7 protein-coding genes are annotated in these 21,208 nt (G+C 70.0%); 4 read left to right on the top strand and 3 right to left on the bottom strand.

The features are described 5' to 3' along the window. Nucleotides 1–233 precede the first annotated feature (233 nt). Nucleotides 234–2,018: a cation:proton antiporter domain-containing protein gene (locus BIX52_RS15775; protein ID WP_075222040.1), complete on the bottom strand. Its 1,785-nt coding sequence runs from the start codon at nt 2,016–2,018 to the stop codon at nt 234–236. Between the two features lie 391 nt (nt 2,019–2,409). Between BIX52_RS15775 and BIX52_RS15780 the strand changes: the two genes are divergently transcribed. The 4 genes from BIX52_RS15780 (at nt 2,410) to BIX52_RS15795 (ending at nt 7,934) form a co-directional block, all read left to right on the top strand. Continuing rightward, complete coding sequence (locus BIX52_RS15780) at nt 2,410–3,849, top strand: TrkH family potassium uptake protein (RefSeq protein ID WP_205647764.1); 1,440 nt, start codon at nt 2,410–2,412, stop codon at nt 3,847–3,849. After that, complete coding sequence (gene metZ / locus BIX52_RS15785; protein ID WP_075222041.1) at nt 3,849–5,060, top strand: O-succinylhomoserine sulfhydrylase; 1,212 nt, start codon at nt 3,849–3,851, stop codon at nt 5,058–5,060. Before BIX52_RS15780 ends, metZ begins: the two co-directional genes overlap by 1 nt. A 726-nt stretch (nt 5,061–5,786) precedes the next feature. Beyond that, nucleotides 5,787–6,845 carry a DUF475 domain-containing protein gene (locus tag BIX52_RS15790; protein WP_075222042.1) on the top strand — a complete coding sequence of 353 codons (1,059 nt, stop codon included), beginning with the start codon at nt 5,787–5,789 and terminating at the stop codon, nt 6,843–6,845. 60 nt (nt 6,846–6,905) lie between these two features. Next, nucleotides 6,906–7,934: a glycosyltransferase family 61 protein gene (locus BIX52_RS15795; protein ID WP_075222043.1), complete on the top strand. Its 1,029-nt coding sequence runs from the start codon at nt 6,906–6,908 to the stop codon at nt 7,932–7,934. Nucleotides 7,935–7,994: 60 nt separating this feature from the next. Here BIX52_RS15795 and BIX52_RS15800 read toward each other — a convergent pair whose 3' ends face one another. Both BIX52_RS15800 and BIX52_RS15805 read right to left on the bottom strand, forming a co-directional pair. Then, on the bottom strand, nt 7,995–12,677 hold the full coding sequence (locus tag BIX52_RS15800; protein WP_075222044.1) for a type I polyketide synthase: 4,683 nt from the start codon (nt 12,675–12,677) through the stop codon (nt 7,995–7,997). A gap of 39 nt (nt 12,678–12,716) precedes the next feature. Then, nucleotides 12,717–21,185, bottom strand: coding sequence for a type I polyketide synthase (locus BIX52_RS15805; protein WP_075222045.1), 8,469 nt, complete (start codon nt 21,183–21,185; stop codon nt 12,717–12,719). Between the last annotated feature and the right edge of the window lie 23 nt (nt 21,186–21,208).

A 21,208-nucleotide genomic window follows, 5' to 3' on the forward strand; every position in this document is an offset into this window, starting at 1 on the left:
ATGGCCTGCCCGAAGGAGAGCAAGCCGGCAATCCGCCGCCGACCGTTGGGGCCGAACCGTGGGGGACGAAAAAGTTCGGCCCCATGGCGGAACCTTCCGCCGTCCGGCGCGTCTTCTTCATGTAGTCCTCGGTCGTCCCCCGGCCCGAGAGCGACATCCACCTTCGACAAACTGGCCGCATCTCGCGGCCATTTTTTTCGCCTCGCGCATCGGGCGCCCGGCGCAGCGTCGGCCTATGCGGTGTCGCTCTTGCCCGCCCGCGCCGCGTCGGCCAGCTCGCGCCGCCCCGCCTCGCGCTGATCTTCGATCAACGAGTGGGCCGCCTCACGCGGGAAGCCGAGCGCCACCAGCGTTTCCTCGCCCATCTGCAGAGACGCCTCGAACGCCTCCAGCACCACCTCGTCGGCGCCCATGGCATAGAGCTCGCCCGCATGTGCCTTGTCGCGGGCGCGCACGACCACCGGCACCGCCAACCCCGCCTCGCGCACCAGCCGCACGACATCGGCGTTGGCCGAAGGGCTGTCCATGGTGAGAACGATGGCCCGCGCGGTGCTCACATGCGCGTTCTTCAAGACGTCGAGCCGCCGCACGTCGCCGAAATAGACGGGGAGATTGCGCTTGCGCGCCATCGTCACCGCCTTGGAGTTCATTTCCAGCGCCACGTAAGGAATGCGCCGGGCATCCAACAATGCGCCGATGGAGCGGCCGATCCGCCCGAAGCCTGCGACGATGACGTGATTGTCGGGCGCGGCCGTCTCCAGCCGGGCCGTGGAGGGAGCGTGCTCGGCCCGTGCCGGGGTCGTCAGGCGGTCGGTCAGCTTCTGAATGAGGCCGGACGTCGCGGTCGTCAGCGCCATCGCCACGCCCGCCGAAACCACCAAAAGCCGCGCGATGTCCTCCGGAACCACGCCCAGCGTGTAGGCGAGCGACAGGCCGACGAGCGAAAACTCGCCGATCTGCGCAAGCATCAGCCCGCTTTCCACGGCGACCGGAAGGGACTGCCGGAACGCGAGCGCCAGAAGCATGATCACCACCGCCTTGATCAGCGACACGGCGATGATGATACCGACCAGCGCCAGCGGCGATTGAAGGACGATCGCCGGGTCGATCGTCATCCCCACCGAAAGGAAGAAAAGGCCGAGCAGCAGGCCCTTGAAGGGTGCGATCTCCACCTCGAGCTGGTGCGAAAATTCCGTGTCGGCGAAGACGAGACCGGCGAGGAAGGCGCCGAGCGCCATCGACAGCCCAGCGATGGAGGTGGCCTCCGCCGTGCCGATGATGACGAGAAGCGCCGCCGCGGTGAACATGTCCCGGTCCTGCCGCGCGCCGATGAAGCGCAGCACCGGCGCGAGAATCCGCCGCCCGGCCAGGAGGATGGCCGTGATCATCACCGCCGCGAGAGCGAGGCTCTGGGCCAGGTGCATGGCGATGCTTGTCTCCCCCGCCGACGCCATGGACGAGATGACGAGGAGCACCGGAACGACGGCGATGTCCTGCATCAAGAGGATCGAGAACATCACCTGCCCCGAGGGCGAGGCGAGGCGTCCGGCGCTGATGAGAAGCTGCACGACGATGGCGGTGGACGACAAGGCGAGGGCCGCGCCGACCGCCACCGCCGCCTCGACGCCGAGCCCCGCCGCGATCCCCGCGCAGGTCAACGCCGCCGCGGTGAGGACGACCTGGAGCCCGCCGAGGCCGAACACCAGCCGGCGCATCGCCCACAGGCGCGGGGCCGACAGCTCCAGTCCGATGAGGAAGAGGAGGAAGACCACACCGAGCTCGGCGATCGAATGGACGCCCTCGGTGTCGGTGATGGTGAAGGCCGAGACCGGGACGCCGAACACGCTGTCGCCCAGCTGGGCGATGCCGTAGGGGCCGACCGCCACACCGGCCAGCAGATAGCCCAGGATCGTATTCAGGCCGAAGCGCTGAAGGATCGGGACCACGAGCCCGGCCAGCGCGAGAAAGATGGTCGCTTCCTTGAGAAATGGAATGCCGTGCGCGACTTCGCCTTCCATCGGATCTCCTGAGCATCTGGACCGGGGCGATCCGTGCCGCAGCACCGGACCGCGGGTGCGGACGATGGGCGCAAGCCTAGGCGATGCGCGAACGCTTTGTCCCCGGTCGCCGCGCCAAAGTCCAATATTCGTCGGCGAAATCGGCGGCTTGAGAGCCGGGCCGGGCGGCGCCCTTGCGCTCAGCACCGCGTCCGCCGGGCGATGTGACCTCGCAGTCACGGCGCGCCACCGAATGCGCCCCGCGGCGCCGTCACCGCTTTATCCGCTATCGGGCTTGGCCTATCGCGGCCATCTTGACCTGTCGCCGAGTGAAAAGGGCTGAGCCTCTGTGGCGCATATCAGCGGTCGGAACGAGCGGAAATACCACCACGTGCCGCGCGGTGTCCTGCACTTGCGCCCGGCCCTTTATATCGCGAGCTTCTTCGGCATCGTCCTCGCCGGGACGATGCTCATCCCCGCCCTGCTCGACCTTGCGGACGGCAACGACACGTGGAGCGTCTTCGCCGTCTCCGCGGCGGGCGTCTTCTGCATCTCGACCCTCGGCGTCATCTCCCTGCGCGAGCCGATGCCCGCGTTCACACCGCGTTTCGGCTTCCTGCTCACCAGTGTCATCTGGCTGACCTCCTGCATCATCGGGGCGATCCCCTTCTGGCTGTCGGACCTGCCGATGACGATCGGCGGCGGCATCTTCGAGTCGGCGAGCGCCCTCACCACCACGGGCGCCACCGTCCTGTCCGAGCTCGACGCGATGGAGCGATCGATCCTCCTGTGGCGCTCGATGCTGCAGTGGCTCGGCGGGATCGGCATCGTCGCCATCGGCCTCTTCCTGTTTCCGTTCCTCAGGATCGGCGGCATGCAGGTCTTCCGCACCGAAAGCTCGGACCGGTCCGACAAGGCCCTGCCACGCCTTGTCTCCGTCACGCGGGCGCTCTGCTTCATCTACGTCTTCGTGTCGATCGCCTGCGCCATCGTCTATGCCGCGCTCGGCATGAGCGTGTTCGACGCCATCTGTCACGCGATGACCACCATCTCGACCGGCGGCTTCTCCAATCACGACCGCTCGTTCGGCTTCTTCCAGGATTCGCGCATCCTCTGGGCGGCGGTCTTCTTCATGATCGTCGGCGCCCTGCCCTTCGTCCTCTATGTCGAGATCCTGGTCCGCGGCCGTTTCAACATCCTCACCGACTGGCAGGTGCGCACCTTCCTCATCGGCATCACCGCGGTGACGCTGATCCTCGCTTTGTGGCTCGACCAGACGCGCAACATCGACCTGGCCGACGCGATCACCCAGGCCGCCTTCAACGTCGTCTCGATCGTCACCACCACCGGCTATGCGTCCGACGACTATGCGGTGTGGGGACCGTTCGCGTTCGGGATCTTCTACATCCTGACCTTCATCGGCGGCTGTTCGGGGTCGACCACCGGCGGCATCAAGGTCTACCGCTTCATCATCGTCTTTCAGGCGTTGCGGCGCGCCTTCACCCGCCTCGTCTACCCGCACGCCATGCAGCCGCTGCGGTTCGGCGACCGTGTGATCGAGCAGGACGTCTACGATTCCGTCATCATCTATTTTATCGCATTTTTTCTGGTATACGGTTTTTCGATCCTTGCGCTGTCGCTGGCGGGGCAAGACTTCATCACGGCGTTGACCGGTGCGCAGACGGCGCTCACAAACGTCGGCCCGGGCCTTGGTGAGACCATTGGCCCTTCGGGCAATTTCGCCTCGCTCGGCGAATTCGAGCTGTGGCTCCTCTCGTTTATCATGGTCCTCGGCCGGCTCGAGATCATGACTGTGCTGATCCTGTTCACGCCGGTGTTCTGGAGGGACTGATGTCTGACGATTGGGCTTTGGCCACACGCCTCGTTCACGAAGGCGCGATGCGATCCCAGTTCGGCGAGACCTCAGAGGCGATGTTCCTGACCCAGGGGTTCGTCTACGACAGCGCGGAGGAAGCCGCCGCGCGCTTCGCCAACGAGGCGCCGGGCTTCGTCTATTCGCGCTACGGCAACCCCACCGTGGCGATGTTCGAGCAGCGCATGGCCGCCCTGGAAGGCGCCGAAGCCTGCCGCGGCACCACCTCCGGCATGGCCGCGGTGACCGCCGCGCTCACCGCCGCGCTGAAGGCGGGCGACCACGTCGTCGCCGCGGGCGAGCTCTTCGGCGGCTGCCGCTACATCGTCGAGACCTATCTGCCGCGCTTCGGTGTCGAGACCACGCTGGTCGAGGGCAAGGACCTCGCCGCCTGGGAAGCCGCGGTAAAGCCGAACACCCGCGTCTTCTTCATGGAGACGCCGACGAACCCGACGCTCGCCCTGGTCGACATCGCCGGCGTCGCCGCGATCCGCGACGCGAAGGCGCCGGGCGCGCAGGTCGTCGTCGACAACGTGTTCGCCACGCCGCTGTGGCAGAGCCCGCTCGCCCTCGGCGCGGACGTGGTCGTCTACTCGGCCACCAAGCACATCGACGGTCAGGGGCGCTGCCTCGCCGGGGCGATCCTCGGCCGTGAGGCGTGGATCAAGGACAACCTCGACGTCATCCTGCGCCAGACGGGCCCCGCCTTGTCGCCCTTCAACGCCTGGGTGATGCTGAAGTCCCTGGAGACGCTGCCCCTTCGCATCCGCGCCCAGACCGAGACGGCGGCGCGCGTGGCCGACGCTCTCGCCACCCATCCGGCGGTGAAGCGCGTTCTCTATCCCGGCCGCGCCGACCATCCGCAGGCCGAACTGGCGCAGCGGCAGATGAAGGGCGGCTCCACCCTCCTCGCCTTCTCCGTGGATGGCGGGCGCGCCGCCGCCTTCCGCGCCGCCAATGCGCTGAAGCTCGTGAAGCTGTCCAACAATCTCGGCGATGCGAAGAGCCTCCTCACCCATCCGGCGACCACGACGCACAAGAACCTGACGCCGGAGGCGCGCGAAGCCGCGGGCATCGACGAGGGTCTGCTGCGCCTGTCGGTCGGGCTCGAGGATGCAGGCGACCTCATCGCCGACCTGACCCGCGCGCTGGACGCCGCGGCGATGAAAGTGCGCCAAGCCGGCGAGTAGATGGCAGGCCGACTGGGGCCGAACGTGACGCGAAGCGGGCGGCAGACTGTGGCGTGGAGCCGCAGCCTGCCCCCGAAGGTCGCCCCGTGCCCCGCCGCGTCGTCGACGGTTCGGCCATGAGTCCGGCCCGGCCCCCGGCGCCGATCGGGAGTGCCGCATCCCGCCTCGAGGACGCGCTAAGCCGTTGACGATACGCCCGTTCGCGGCGAGCCGGCCACTTATCCCGCCAATCCCCTCGGCCACCGCGCCGCCACCCGCGCGACATCGCCACGCCTTACGAGCCACCCCCGATCGGCATCCGCACCGCGGCTGATCGACCACACGGGCCGCCCGCTCGCAGCGCTGCGGTGGTGCCGCCGGGCGACGCTCGGTGAGGGCGCCCCTGGCCCTCGCGCACACGCATCACCACATCCGCGTGACCGGGGCGGACGTGCCGCACCGGTGCCCCCGCAACGGGCAGATGACGGGTATGCCGTGATGTGTGCCAGGACGAGGCCGCTTCGGCGCGCGGGCTGTGCCGAGCCTTTCGGCAACCGCTCGTGGAGCTTGGCCCCAGCCGAGCCGCGCCTCACGCCGCCTTCACAAGCCCCGGCGGGATGGTTATCTGATAGCTTAGCCGGAGCCTTCAGCATTCCGGCTCCAGGACCGCGCGCCTCTCGCGCGGGTTTCGCCGTCGGCGCACCCCGCCGGCCAACGGAGCGCCTCGCGCTCGCTTGGGAATTCTTCATGACCACGACCGCTCGCTACCTCGGATGGCCTCTCGGCCTCACAGTCGTCGGACTGATCCTTGCATTCGCGGTCGGCTATTTCTCCTCGGGCACCCTCGCCGGCGGTGTCTCATTCCTCGCCATCGGCATCGTCCTGGCGGCGCTCGAAATCTCGCTCTCCTTCGACAACGCCATCGTCAACGCCAACAAGCTGAAGACGATGGACCCGAAGTGGCAGCGGCGCTTCCTCACCTGGGGCATCATCATCGCCGTCTTCGGCATGCGCGTCGTCTTCCCGCTGCTGGTGGTGGTGATCGCCGCCAACATCGGCCCGATCCAGGCCGTCGTTCTCGCCGCCACCCAGCCCGAGCAATACGCCGCCATCATGGACGACGCGCACCTGTCCATTGCGGCGTTCGGCGGCACCTTCCTCATGATGGTCGCCCTCACCTACTTCATCGACGAGGAGAAAGAGGTGGACTGGGTCCACGCCGTGGAGCATCGCCTCCGCCGCTGCGCCTCCATCCGCGGCCTCGAGATGGCGTTCGTCCTCATGCTCGCCCTGCTTATCGCCGAGGCGCAGCCGGAATCGGACGAGATGACCTTCCTCTTCAGCGCCGTGTGCGGGCTCGTCACCTTCTCGGCGGTCGACATCCTGGGCCGGGTCCTCGACGCGCCGAGCGAAGTCGCGGGGGTCGCCGCGCGCGGCGGGTTCGGCGCCTTCCTCTACCTCGAAGTGCTGGACGCCTCGTTCTCGTTCGACGGCGTCGTCGGCGCCTTCGCGCTGACGCAGAACCTCTTCCTCATCGCCATTGGCCTCGGTATCGGCGCTCTCTACGTGCGGTCCATGACCATCATGCTGGTGGAGCGCGGCACGCTGGCGCAGTTCCGCTACCTGGAGCACGGCGCGTTCTACTCCATCCTCGTGCTGTCGGTGATCATGTATGCGCAGTCGATGGTGCATGTGCCGGAGATCGTCACCGGCCTTCTGGGCGCCTCACTGATCATCCTGGCGCTGTGGTCGTCGGTCCAATACAACAAGCGCGTCGCGGCCGGCGAGGCACCGCGCCACGCCTGACCGCTACGGCATTTGCGCCGCCACCCCGCCACCGCCGCATCGCCGCTACCGCACCGACCGATGAACGACGCCCGCGCCCTTCCTGATCCCCGAGCCCGCCCCGACCCCGGCGCCCTGCACGAGTCGCTCCTCGCCTACCACGCCCGGCGCCCTCCCGCCGCCGTCACGCCCATCGTCGAATTCCTGGACGGGGCGACGGTGACCATTCCGGGCCCGCTACGCACGGTGCCGGAGGGCGTCGAGATCCAGGACAGCGGCGTCTATGACGGCGAAGGGCGGCTCTGTCCCCTCGCCCTCCACCGCGCCGGCAACCTGCCGAAGGACAACGTGGCGCCCGAGACGCTGCCCGAGGCGCGCGCGGCGGCGGGAGAGACAGTCTCGGGGAGGCATCTCTTCGCCGGTCTCATCGGCCCGCACTTCGGTCATTTCCTGGTGGAGAGTCTCGGCCGCCTGTGGGCGCTGGACGAACTCGCGGGCCCGTTCGACTCGCTCGTTTTTATTCGCGGCCACGGACCTGGCCACGCGCCGGTCGACAGCTTCGGCCGCGCCGTGCTGGACGCGCTCGCAATCGCGCTGCCGGTGACCTCCGTCGGCGCCGCCACGCGATTCGAGAGGCTGGTGGTGCCGAGCCAGCTCTTCGGCTTCCACCTGCGCCACGGTCACCCCGCCTTCCACGCCTTCGTTCACAACCGGCTGCGCGGCCATAGCGGCGACGGGCCGCGGGCCAAACGGCTCTATGTCTCGCGCGGGCTCATCGGCGACATTCCGGGCGAGCCGGCGCTCGAAGCGCTGCTGACCGAGCGCGGCTTCACCATCATCCATCCCGAGACGATGAGCTTCGCCGCCCAGATCGCGGCTTATAATGGGGCGCGGACGATCCTGGCGGCGGAGGGTTCGGCGGTCCACGTGATCGGGCTCGTCGCGCGGGGGGACCAGAAGGTCGGCGTCGTGCGCCGCCGCCCCGGACAGTTCGTCATGGGGATGCACCAGCTCGCCGGCTTCTCCGGCCGCACCGCCCGCCTGTTCGACGGGCCGGCCGACCTTGCCGCCCTCACTGCCCAGCTCGAGGCGCGCGGCTTCCTGCGCTGACCCGCCCGGCCGGACGCGCACCGGTCGAGGCGCGGCCGACAGGGCAGAGCCGAGCCGCCCTCAGAGGTAGGCCACCGCCACCACGGAGGTCTCGCCGAGGCCGAGGCACACCTCGACCTCCGACCCGTCAGGCGCGACGATCGCCGCCGCGCCCGCCTCGGGGTCGAGAAGGTGAAGCCCGAAGGCGGTGGGCTGGCCGTTCAGCCCCGTTCCGAGGCACTTGGCCGCGGCCTCCTTGGCGCACCACGCCTGCAGAACGTCCACCTCGCCGTGCGCACCGAGCTCGCTCATGTAGCGCCGCTCGGCGTCCGAGAAGCCGGCCGCCATGACGTCCGACGGCTCCACCCGGCCGAATACCTCGAGGTCGATCCCCACCGGCACCCCCGGAGGCGCGGCCACCGCGACCGTCTGCCCCGCGACATGGGCGACGGACACCTCGGGCACGGCGCCGAGGATGGCAAGGCCCTCCGCGTCCACGAAGGGTTTGCCGTGTGGGTCGACACGGATCACCACGTCCGCCGGCAGCACGGCCATGTTCATGTGGCGCATGTACCAGCCGCGCACCGCCTCCTTCAGCGCCACGCGGCCGAGCAACCACTCGTCCGCCCGCCGCGGCTTGCCGGCAAATTCGTGCCACTCCGCCCGCTCGTCCTTGGACAGCACCGTGTGGGCGAGGACGCGGCGCCAGATGCCGCCCGCATCGTCGAGGAAGCCTTGGGGAAAGGCCGGGACCTCCCACACCAGGGCGTCCTCCGGCAGCGCGGCGAAGAGGTCCGACGCCTCGTGGCCGTAGAACTCGTCCCGTGGCTGCCAACGCGCACGGTAGTAGGTGTGCGGCACGTCGAAGAAGCGGTCGCGCCAGCCTCTGATCCTGAGGATCGGCGCCCCGTCCGCGGCGATGCAGACGAAGTCGCCGGTCAGGTAGTTGGTGCCGTCGCCCTCCTCGAAGCCGAGGCGGCCGGACATCAGCGCCCCCGCCGTGTCCTCGCGCCCGGCGTCGAACAGCTCGATGACGTCGATCCGCGAGGGGAAGGACGAGAAGTCGGTCCCCATCCCCTGCGCGATCCAGAAGGCGGTGACGTGGCCCACCTGGTCGAGCAGCGCCGGGTTGAGGATGAATTGCGGCCGCGCGCCGGGGGTGAAGAAGCCGTCGAGCGGCGTGTCGGCCATGATCGCGTCGAGGCCCGTGTGGTCCCACGAGTGCAGGCTGGCGATGCCCTGGAAGAGCGGGCCGTGGAACATGCCGGTGCGGTAGAGGTCCTCGTCCCGCCAGACCGGCCATTGCGGCTCCTCCAGCGGGGTGACGGCGACGCCCTCCGGCACCGCGGGCGCGGCGGAGAGGACGACGTTGCCCTCCACCAGCGGACCGCCCGACTGGTCCACCACACGCACCACGACGACGGCCTCGGTGCCGTGGCCGTTCTGCTGGTCCGACAGCCGCGTCGCCTCGATGCCGATGGTGCGCGCCCCCTCGTCCAGCGCCACCCAATTGTAGGCGCGCACCTTCTCGAGCCGCACCGGCATCATGCCGCGGGTGAGCGCGGCGGCGGCCTCGGCCATCATCTCCATGGTGACGGCCATCGGCACCACCGGCAGCGCGCACAGGTCACGGTCGATGTCCGACACCTCCATGGCGTAGAGCACGTGGTGGCGCAGGAAGGCGTCGCGGGTGAGGTCGAGGTCGCATTCGGCGACCAGGCGGCGCGCATCGTTGACCGACAGGCGCTGCAGGAAGGGATAGGCCCCCGCCGGAAGCGGCGCGCGGGACGGCGGCGCCTCGGCGGGCACATCCTCGTCCACGCTCTCGCTGACCGGGGCCGCGGCGACGCGCGGCGCACCGGCCGGGAACATCGCCGCGCGCAGCTCGGCGATCGCCTCGTCCGGCAGGCGCACGATGGGGAGCGTGTTCTGGATGATCTTCTCCGGCCGCCTCTTGCCGCGGTCGGTGGCGACGTCGGACGGGCCGAAGCGGCGCCCCTCGAACAGCGCGCCGACCTCGACGCCGACGCCCGACACCCACAGGCGCCCCAGCGAATGCATGAGCTGCACCAGCGAGGAGCGGCGGCGGCTGCCGAAGGCGACGGCGAGCACGTCCTTGCCCGTCAACGTGTTCTCGATGAACCCGGTCAGGTTGGCCGACGGGCCGAGCTCCACGAAGGTGCGCACGCCGTCGGCATACATCTGCTCAACCGTCTCGGTGAAGCGGACCTTCGACTGCCACTGGAGCGCGGCCAGCGAGCGGATCTCCTCCGGCAGGTTCGGCATCGGCTCGGCGGAGGCGCAGGAATAGACCGGCATCGACGGCGCGGCGAAGTCCAGCTTCTCGTAGATGCCGCGCACCATGTCGGCGACCGGAGCGAAGAGCGAGGTGTGGTAGGGCCGGTCGAACGGCAGGAAGGCGCACAGGGCGGATTCCTTGCCCGCCTCCGCCACGATCTTGTCCAGCTCCTTGCGCTGGCCGTAGAGCACGGTCTGCTGCGGGCAGTTGTCGAGCGCGACGTGGACGTCGTCGGCCTCGCCCGCCAGAGCGTGCACCTTCTCGCGCGCCAGCCCGCCGATCGTCAGCAGCGCGCCACCGGCGATGGTGGTCGATTCCTCGATGGCCTTGTAGAGCGTGTTCAGCTCCAGGATACGGCTTTCCAGCTCGTCCCACCCTTCGGCGCCCAGCACACCGGCTTCATAGAGCGCGGCATGCTCGCCGGAGGAGTGCCCCACCACGCAGTCGGGCGAGAGGCCCAGCTTGGCGGCGACGGCGGACAAAGCGCGGCTGGCGATGAAGGCCGACTCAGACCCCATCTCCAGGCCGAAGAGCGCGCGGTCCAGCTCGTCCTTCGCGTCGGAGCCGACGAAGGTGGGCGGCGGGAAGACGGATTCGGACGGGCGGAAGCCGCGCGCGTCGCCATAAAGGCCGTCCCAGAAGTCGAACCAGCGGCGCGCTTCGGGGAAGGGGCCCATGATCTCGGCCAGCATGGACTGATATTGCGCACCCTCGCCGGGGAAGACGAAGGCGAGCTTGCCGGGCGTATCCCCGTCCGAGCCGTAGATGCCCGAGCGGACCTGGAAGCGGGTGCGCCCGCCCTCGATGCGTCCGCGCGCCTTGCCGAGACGGTCGGCCAGCTCAGCGGTGGAGGTGGCGACGATGGCGAGCCGCACCGGCCCCACCTTGGCGTAACGCTCTGCGCAGCCCTTGGCGATGCCGCCGAGGGGCTCACCGGCGAGCGGCCCGGTGACGGCCGCCGTCAGCTCGTCGATCCGCGCCAGGAGCTCGTCGCGCGTTTCGCCCGCAAGGATGACGAGTTCCACCGGCCAGAAGGTCGGCCGCGGCGGCTTCGCCTCGTTCTCGGGCGACTCTTCCAGGACGCAGTGCGAGTTGATACCGCCGAAGCCGAAGGCGTTGACGCCCGCCCGGCGCGGCTGGCGGCGCGACTGGATCCACGGCCGCATCTCGGTGTTCACGTAGAGCCGCGACTGCTCGATGCCGATGGAGCCGGACGGCTCGGGGCACAAGGTCGGCGGGATGGTGCGGTGGTAGAGGGCGAGCGTGGTCTTGATCATCGCCGCGATGCCCGCCGCGGGGATGCAGTGGCCGATCAGCGACTTCAGCGCTCCGAGTGCGATCTCCGGCACCTCGCGCCGCTTGGCGCCGAACACCTCGCGCAGCGCCGACACCTCTGTCTGATCGCCGAGCGGGATACCGGTGCCGTGCGCCTCGATCAACGTCACCGTGTCCGGCGACACGCCCGCGTCCTTGTAGGCTCTGCGGATGGCGGCGATCTCACCCTCCAGCCGCGGCGCCAGAAGGCCGGAGCCCTTGCCGTCCGACGACTGGCCGAGCCCCTTGATGACGGCGTAGACCGTGTCCCCGTCGCGCACCGCATCGTCGTAGCGCTTCAACACCACGGCGCCGACGCCTTCCGACAGCAGCGTCCCGTCCGCATCCTCGGAGAAGGGGGTGACGGACGAGGTCTTGGACAGGGCGTCGAGCTGGGTGAACACCATGTTCACCTCGGCCGGGATGGCGCCGTTGGCCCCGCCGGCGATCATCATGTCCGACCGCCCGGCGCGCAGCTCCTCCACCGCCGAAAGGACGGCGAGCAGCGAGGACGAGCAGGCCGCGTCGAGGATGTAGTTCGGCCCGCGCAGGTCCAGCCTGTTGGCGATGCGCCCGGTCATCACGTTGGGGACGAGGCCCGGCGCGGTGTCGGCGTTGAACGGCGGCAGATGGTCGAGCAGAACGTCGCGCAGCTTGCCGAGCGCATCCTCCGGCACGTCCGGCAAGAGGGCGCGCACCAGGTCGACGGTCTGGTCCAGCACCACGCCGTGCTGCACCACGTTGGCGTTGCCGCGGTGCAGGTAGGTGGAGTGGCCGAGGATGATGCCGGTCGTCTCGTGGTCGTAGCCGGTGAGGTAGCCGGCATCCTCCAGCGCGTCACGCGCCACCTTGAGGGCGAGGAACTGGTCCGGCTCCGACCCGTCGACCGAGTTCGGCATGATGCCGAGCGCGGCCGGGTTGACGCGGCAGAGGTCGCCCAGGAAGCCGCCCGCCGCGGAGGTGATGTGCGTGGTGGAGTCCGAGGAGAGGTAGCGGTCCGCCTCCCACTCGGCCACCGGCTGGCGGATCGCGACGTGCTTGTCGCAGATGTTCTTCCAGAACTGGGCCGGACCGTCGGCGCCCGGAAAGACGCAGCCCATGCCGATGATGGCAATATCTCGTGTGCGGTCAGCCTGGCCAGCGTCGGCCATCGTACTCTCCGATGTCGCTCAGGGTGTTGAGGCGCGGGGTCAGACCCGCACCTCGCCGTCGTAGCCGCGGAAGCGGTTGAGGGCTTCGCTGGAGGTGGACTCCAGCTCGTCGATCACCATCACCGTGCGCCCGTCCGCGTCGAGGATGAAGACCTCGCTGGAGAGGGCCGGCGCCTCCACATCCTGGCGGACGTGAAGCACCATCCGTGCCGGAGCACCCGCCCCGGCGAAGCGGCGCACGGGGCCGATGCGGTTGGGCAGTGCCGGCGCGCCGCGGTGGGCGATGGACCACACCCACGCGAGTTGCGCCGCGGTGTCGATCAGCGAGGGATCGAACAGCCAGGCGGCGCCCGGTGCACAGATGGCGACGAACTGGTCACCCGGCCCGCGCGAGACGATGTCGGCGACGATGCCGGTCTCGTCCATGCCCACCAGCGCCGTCATGGCCTGGAAGCAGGGGCCGTGGAACAGCATCTCGCGATAGACCTGATGCGCCGTGATGGTGGCGGAGCGCGGGTCGATGGGGAGGTCCATCACCTCCGCCTCGGGGAGCCGGTCGGCGAGCTTCAGCGCGGCACTATAGTGCAGCGCGCCCTTCTCACCGGCGGACTTGATGCGCACCGCTGCGTTGAAGCCGGAGGCGTCGCCATGCTCGGAGGCGAGCACGGTGATCTCCACCGGGGCGGGCTTGTCGCCTTCCAGGCGCAGGCCCTTCAGCGCCCGCACGTCGCTGACTTCGACGATCTCCCAGCCGGGGAAGACCATCGCCCCCGCTTCGGCCGCCATCTCCAGCCCGCAGGCGGCGGGAAGGACGGGCGCGCCGTCGATCCTGTGCTGGTCCAGATAGAGGTCGTGCGCCAGCGACAGGGTGCGCGTCAAAAGGCGTCCGCCGCGCGCGCCCTCGGTGTTGGTGACGCCCGGCAGCATCGGCAGCGCGGACGCGTCGCCTTTGCCGACGACCTCCGCCGCCACGGCCGAGGCGAGCAGCGCCGACTGGTCGGTCTCGTGCTTCTCCCACGGCCCCTCGCCGAAGACGACCTCGACCATGTCGGTCGGCGCCTTCAGGATCTCGTCGCGGCAGGCCTCGGCGCCGCCGGCGGGCTCCACCAGGATGACGCCCTTGCCCTCAAACTTGCGGCGCGTCTCGTCCGACACCATGCCGGGGCCGTGGCGCGTGCCCGCCCAGGGACCCCAGTTGGCCACCGCCACCTTCACCGTGTCCGGCCACAGAGCGCGGAACTGCAGGCCGAGCCGGTTCAAAAGCTCGTTGGCGGCGGAATAGTCGGACTGGCCGGCATTGCCGTAGCGTCCGGCGACGGACCCGAACATGACGAAGAATTTCAGGCTTTTGGGGTCGATCGCGCGGGCCATGGCGAGAGCGCCGAGGATCTTCGTCTCGACCACGCGCAGCCAGCTCTCGGCGTCCTTCTCCACCAGCAGCCGGTCCTCGATCACACCGGCGCCGTGGATGATGCCGTCGACCCGGCCGAGGTCGCGGTAGAGGTCTTTCACCATGCGCGTCAGGGCTTTGGGGTCCTGCGCATCGGCGATGCGGTATTCGATCGTCACCCCCGCCGCCTTGAACTCGGCGAGGTTGGAGAGGATCTCGCGGTCGCGCAGGATGGCGCGCGCCTGGCGCTCCACCAAGGCGGGCTTCAGCGGTTCCTTCTTGGCCTTCGCGTCGGCGATGATGGCGCCGCGCAGGTCCGCCAGCGTCTTGGCCGCGGGGAAGCGATCCGCGTCCTGCGTCGGCAGCGGCGAGCGGCCGACGATGACGAAGGTCACCCCGTCCTTGGCGATGGCGTGCAGCGCCTCGGCGGTGATGCCGCGCGCCCCGCCTGTGGCGACGACGACGGCGCCTTTGGGAAGCGCGTCGCGGTCCGCGACGTCCGGCACGTCCTGCGCGACGGAGCGGAAGATGGTGCGGGTGCCTTCGGGATAGCCCACCTCGATGCGCCCGCCCGGCAGGCGAAGCTCCTCGAAGACGATGCGGGCCGACAGCTCCTTGGCGGCCTTCGGGTCGAGGTCGATCGCCTTGGTGGCGGCGTTCGGCCACTCCTCCTTGGCGCTCTTGGCAAGGCCGGTGCCGCCGCCCGACAGGCGCAACGCCGTCGCCGCCAGATCGCGCCCGAAGCGCCCGCCGAGGCCGGAGACCAGCACCACACGCCCGCCGTCCGCCAGCGAGGCGCCGAACTTGCGCAGCGTCTGGTGCGGGAAGAGCTCGTTGCGCAGAAGCTCGTTGCGCCATTGGGACGGGTCGCTGTCCGCCTCGAGCCGCGCTGCGGAGAGCGGAGCGAGGTGGACGAAGCCGACCACCGGGGCGGCCGGATCCGGCGTCAACGCCTCCAGTGCCTTGAGGTCGGGCTGGATGAGGCGCGCGGTTCCGCCCGCCTCCTCGATGAGGGCGGCAACCTTGCGGGCGACCCCGCCGCCTGCGTCCTCGGAGATGAGGTAGGTCCCCTTCGGCAGCGCATAGGCCGCCGAGGGGCCGATCGGTTCAGCAAATTCCATGATGACATACCGAGACGGACGGGCGGATGCCGGGGCCGCCACAGGGGTAGAGGGCTTGTCCGCCTCGGTTAAATCAAAAGGGGCTGTGGCTCCTTGGGCGCCCGCACCGATGCGATCGGCGAGGGTGTCCAGAATGCCGTTGAGGGTCTTCTGCGCGTTGAGCGCCTCACCGAGGTCGGCGACGTTCGGCTGAACGCCCGCGGGCAGACCCTTCAGAAGCGCGCCGACGATCTCGACCCGCTTGATAGAGTCGATGCCGAGGTCGGCCTCGAGGTTCTGGTCCATGTCGAGCATGTCGCGCGGGTAACCGGTGCGATCCTCGACCACGGTGAGCAGGATCTCGGAGATCTGCGCGCGGCCGAGATTGTCGCTGGCCGCGGGGGCGGCGGCAGCGGCAGGCGCAGCGACCGGGGCTGCGGGCGCCGGAGCGGCCGCAACGGCGGCGGGCGCCGGACGAGGCGCTTCGGCGACACCGGCGCCGTTGGCCGCGCCATTGGCATAGGCCGCGCCGTTGCCGTTCGCATAATGGCCGTTGCCGTTGGCGTAGTGGCCGTTGCCGTTCATGACGGGCGCCGGGGCCTCCGCGGCGGGAGCCGGAGCCGCGATGCGGGTCGCCGGACGGGCGCCGCCTTGCGGGCGGGCCGGCAGACGGGCCGGTTCGCGGGCCATTTCGCGGGACGGGCGCGCGGGGAGCGCGGCCGGCTGCTGCGTCATGGATGCGGCCACGTCGGCACCGCCGAGATAAGCCAGCATCACGCCTTCCTGGACATCCAGGAAGCGTTGCATCGTCGCCTGGAATTCGGCGAGCGACGCGTCGTGCGCGGTCGTTCGCGTCGGATCAACCATTCGAGCTCTCTCCTTATTCAAGATGCCTCTACGAGCCGCCCTGGGGGCCGCGGCCCTGGCCGTCATCGTGCGATTCTCCTGGGGTTGGCCGCTGTCAGGCCGCGCCGCCCCCGCCGTTTCTGCCGAGCCGTTGAGCCCGTTATGTGCCGGAGCATCCGCCCCGTTCGTCGCGGGGTCATGGGCCCCGTTCGTCGTCGCGGCGGCCGGTTGGCCCGCCGCAAGGTCGGATGCCGGTGCCGCGGCACCCTGGTGACGCGCCGCCACCATCGCCTCGGCTTCTTCCAGCGTGAGGACCGGCAGCGGCGGGGTGCCGTAGGGGCGCGCGCCGGAGCCGTTCAACAGCCACATGTGCTTCGCCGGCGCCTTGGTGCGGGCGATCGGCTTCATGTCCATGGCGAGCGGGCGGCAGTCGCGCCCGGCCCACAGCCGCTCGAGGTCGACGGCGACACCTTCCGCCATCAAGGCACCGACCGCGCGAAGGAGGCCGTCGAGCGTACCCTCGCCGCTGTCCAGCGTCACCGAGCGGTGCGGCCGGTCGCCCAGCACCTTCTTGACCATGTTGGCGTGCGCAGGCTTCGGCCCGACCGAGAGGAAGATGCGCGCACCCGCCTCGTACATCGCCTCGATCTCGGCCACGAACTCGACCGCCGAGGAGAGATGGATGCCCATCGCTTCGGCGATGGTCGCGGGGTCCGCGTCGTGCGGTTTGCCGGTGCGGTTGGAGTAGACCGGGAAGGCCGGCGCGGCGAGCGGCATCGCGCCGATGTGCTGCGCGAGACGCGCCCCCGCCTTCGCGATGATCGGCGAGTGGAAGGCCGCGCCCACCGGGATCTTCTGCGCCTGCAGGCCCGCCTTCTCCATCGCCGCCAGCGCCGCATCGATGCCCGCCTTGGAGCCGGACAGCACGGTCTGGTCCGGCGCGTTGTGGTTGGCGATCCACACGTCCGCGACGCCCTTCAGCGCGGCGGCGACGTCGGGCTTGTCGGCCCGCACGGCGGCCATGGTGCCGAGGTCGCCGCCTTCGCCGGCCTCGATCATCAGCCGCCCGCGCATCTCCGACACGTCGAGGAGTTGGGCAAGATCGAACACGCCCGCCGCATAGAGCGCGACGAACTCGCCGTAGGAGTGACCGGCGGCCATGTCGGCACAGATGCCGAGCGCCTTCATGAGGTTGAGAAGCCCCGCCTCGACCGCGCCCAGCGCTGGCTGGGCGATGTCGGTGCGGGTCAGGCGCGCCATGGCGGCCTTGCGGGTCTCGTCGTCGTAGGTGGCGCGGGCGAAGACGGTGCGGCTGAGCCGTCCGCCGGGGACGCCCTTGGCCTCCATCGCCTCGGCCAGCACCGTGTCGGCCTTTTCCAGCCCCGCGCGCGTCTCCTCGAAGAGCAGCGCCAGCTCGCGGAACATGCCGACATATTGGCTGCCCTGGCCGGGGAAGACGAAGGCGGTCTTGCCGCCGTCCGCCAGCGGCGCCTCGGAGAAGGACGCGGCCGGGGCGAGCGGGCCGCCGGACGCCAGCGCCTCGGCGAGCGCGGCGATGGCGGCATGGGGATCGGCGCGGCCGTCCACCACCAGCGTTGCGGTGACGCCCTTGGCGGGGAGCTTGCGGGCGAGCGTCACGGCGAGATCGCGCACCAAGGGCGCGTTGCCGAAGATGCGGTCCGCGGTCTGCTTCACGCTGGCGGCCAAGGCGGCCCGGTCCGGCGCGCGCCAGACGAGCAGCTCGTGGCTCCACGTCTCGCGCGGTGCGGGCGCCGGAGCGAGGCTGTCATATTCCTCCACGGTGACGTGGAAGTTGGTGCCGCCGAAGCCGAAGGCCGACACGCCCGCGCGGCGCGTCTCCCCCTCGCGCACCAGCCAGGGGAGCGCGTCGTCGACGATGTAGAGCGGCGCGTCCTCGGCGGTCAGCGTCGGGTTCGGCTTGTCGAGATAGCCGTGGGGCGGCAGCGTCTTGTGGTAACAGGCGAGCGTCGCCTTCATCAGCCCGGCGATGCCCGCCGCGGCCTTCGTGTGGCCGATCAGCGCCTTCACCGAGCCGATCGCATGCTCACCCTGCGGCGATCCGCCGACCTCGTCGATGGCGCGGCTCACGGTGGTCAGCTCGGCGGTGTCGCCGGCGACGGTGCCGGTGCCGTGCGCCTCGAACAGGCCCACGGTCTGCGGCGAGTAGCCGGCCATGTCGTAAGCACGGCGCAGCGCGCGGATCTGCCCGTCCGGGTGCGGCGCGGTCATCGACTTGGCGCGCCCGTCCGACGAGCCGGCGACGCCTTTGATCACGCCATAGATGCGGTCGCCGTCACGCTCGGCGTCGGCAAGGCGCTTCATGGCGACAATGGCGATGCCCTCGGAGATCGCGATGCCGTCGGCACCGGAGTCGAAGGTGCGGCAGCGACCACGCGGCGAGAGCGCCTGCGTCTTGGAGAAGCAGAGATAGCCGAACGGGCCCTGCACGGTGTCGACACCGCCGGCGATCACGCAGTCGGAGCGCCCGGTCTCCAGCTCGAGGACGCCTTGATAGACGGCGGTCAGCGAGGAGGCGCAGGCCGCGTCCACGGTGTAGTTGACGCCGCCGAAGTCGAGCCGGTTGGCCGACCGCCCGGCGGCGACGTTCAGCAGGATCCCGGCGAAGGAGTCCTCGGTCCAGGTCGGCAGGCGGTCGGCAGCGGCGGGTTCCAATTCGCCCAGGAAGCGCGGCATTTCGGACCGCACGGCGTATTGCGCGCCGACGTCACCCGCACCGCCCGAAGCGCCGAGGATGATCGACATCTTCTCGCGGCTGTCCGGCGCCTTCTCGATGCCGGCATCCGCCAGGCACCGGCGCACCAGCTCCAACGTCATGAGCTGCAGCGGGTCGACCGACTTGATGGCTTTCGGCGGCATGCCGAAGTCGAACGGGTCGAACAGGAGATCGGCCGAGAAACCGCCCCAGCGCGAATAGATCTTGTCCGGCGCGTTCCGGTCCTCGTCGAAATAGATGCGCCAGTCCCACCGCGTCTCGGGGATCTCGGAGACGGCGTTGACCTTGTCGACGATGTTTTCCCAGTAGGCTTGCAGCGTCTCCGCCCCCGGCAGCGAGGCGGCCATACCGACGATGGCGATGTCGGTCTGGTGGCTGCGTCCCTTGCGGGCGGCGGTCAGGGCCGCGTCGTCGGCGTCGAGCTTGCGGGCGGAAAGCAGCGCCTGCCCACCGGCGGAAATCTCGTCGTGCAGCTCGGCCACGGTGGTGATCGCGTCGCGGATCGTCGCGACCTGGCCGATCATGTACATGCCCTCGGTCTGCTGGCGCTCCAGCGGGACGGGCTGCACGTCGCCGTTCGGCCCGCCGCGCTCGGTGCCCTTGGAGGCGAGGCGCAGACGGCCGAGGGACAGGGCCTCCAGCTCCTCGCGCGCGTCGTCGGCGGACACGTCGCTGGTGGCAAGCTCCAGGCGGCGGCGCTCGAACTCGTCGGTGAAGGGGGATTCCGCGGCGCGCGAGGCGTGGCCGGGGCCGGTCTCCAGCGTGTGGGTGACGGTGCAGGCGATCGCGGTCTTCTGGAACTCGTCGACGATCGCCTCGGAGGCGACGATTTCCTTGGTGAAGAGGTAGGCCGTGCCGACGAGGACGCCGACCTTGAACCCCGCCTTGGCGAGCGGGGCGGCGATGGCCGACACCACCGCGGCCGAGTGCGCATCGTGGATGCCGCCCGCGAAGAGGACGTGGATCTCGGCGTTCTTCTCGGGGCTCTTGGCGTTGGCGAGCAAGGTCGTCACCATCGCGTCCCACAGGACGAAGGACGACAGCGGGCCGACATGGCCGCCGCACTCGCGCCCTTCCAGCACGAACTTCTTGGCGCCCTGTTCGATGAACATCGTGAGAAGGCGCGGCGATGGCACGTGGAGGTAGGTGGCGATACCGTCGTCCTCGAACGCCTTCGCCTGGTCCGGACGGCCGCCGGCGATGAGCGCGAACTTCGGCCCGTAGCGGCGCGCGACCTCCACCTGGGCGGCGACGAGATCGGCGGGCGCGAAGCCGAGGAGGCCGAGGCCCCAGGGCTTGCCGGCGAGGCGCTCGGCGGACTCCTTCAACAGCGCCTCCGTCGGGCCGGGGCGCATCAGGGCGAGGGCGAGCATCGGCAGCCCCCCACCCTCGCCGACGGCTTGGGCGAAGGCGGCGGAGTCGGACACGCGCGTCATCGGCCCCTGGACGATGGGGTAGTCGGTGCCGTGGGTGGCGGCGACGCCCTTGCCCTTGCCGAGAACGTCCATCTCCACCGCGAGGGCGAGGCGGGCTTCGCTTTCGGCGAGCATGGCGGCGGCGAGGCGCCCGAAGGTGCCGTAGGTTTCGGCGAACGGCGCGGCGAAGGCGGCGGCCTGGCCGAGCGGCACGATATCGCTCATCGGGTCCGCCCAGCCGAGGCGGGCGGCCACGGCGGCTTCGGCGACGTCCGCCGGGGCGGGGCGGATCTCGCCGCGCAGGGTGCGCAGGTGGCGGAAGGACGGCTTCTCGAACACGCGCCAGGTCTTCGTTCCGGCGACGATGCGACCGGTTTCGAGCCCGGTGAGGTCCTTGAGCGCCGCGCGGGCCTTCTCGGTCAGCGGGGATTCGGCGAGCAGCAGGAGCTGATCGTCCAGCACCACGCCGGAGGCGCCCGCGGCACGGCAGGCGGCGGCGGAGTGCATCCCTATGCCGCCGCGCACGAGGACCGGTGCGGACTGCCGGGCGACCGCCTTCTGCAGCAGTATGAAGGCGGTCTCTTCGCCGATCTCACCGCCGCATTCGTGGCCCTTCACCATCAGGGCTTCGTGGCCGGACAGCGTGGCGAGGCGCGGATCCCACGCCATCGCCTCGACGATGACCTTCACACCGACGGCCGAAAATTTTTCGATGACGGCCGGGAACTCCAGCGCGTCGGCGGCGTTGATGATCACCCACCCCACGCCGTCGGCTACATGGCGGGCGACGATTTCGACGACAGAGTCATCGGCCTTGGCAAGCTTGACGCCGAAGGGAGAACGCGTGCGTCCGGCAAGGGTCGCAATCGCATCGTGCGGGAACGCGCCGATTTCGGCGTTGAGGATGCCGAGATGGCCTGCGCGGTCGGCTGCGAAGACGAGGCGCGGGTCGGCGAGACCGGCGGGCGTCAGCGCAAGGATGCGGAAATCGTCGGCCGTCATAGATGCACTCCCAGTCGGTCGAG

Source organism: Acuticoccus yangtzensis (assembly GCF_001927245.1).
GTDB classification, from domain to species: Bacteria; Pseudomonadota; Alphaproteobacteria; order Rhizobiales; family Amorphaceae; genus Acuticoccus; species Acuticoccus yangtzensis.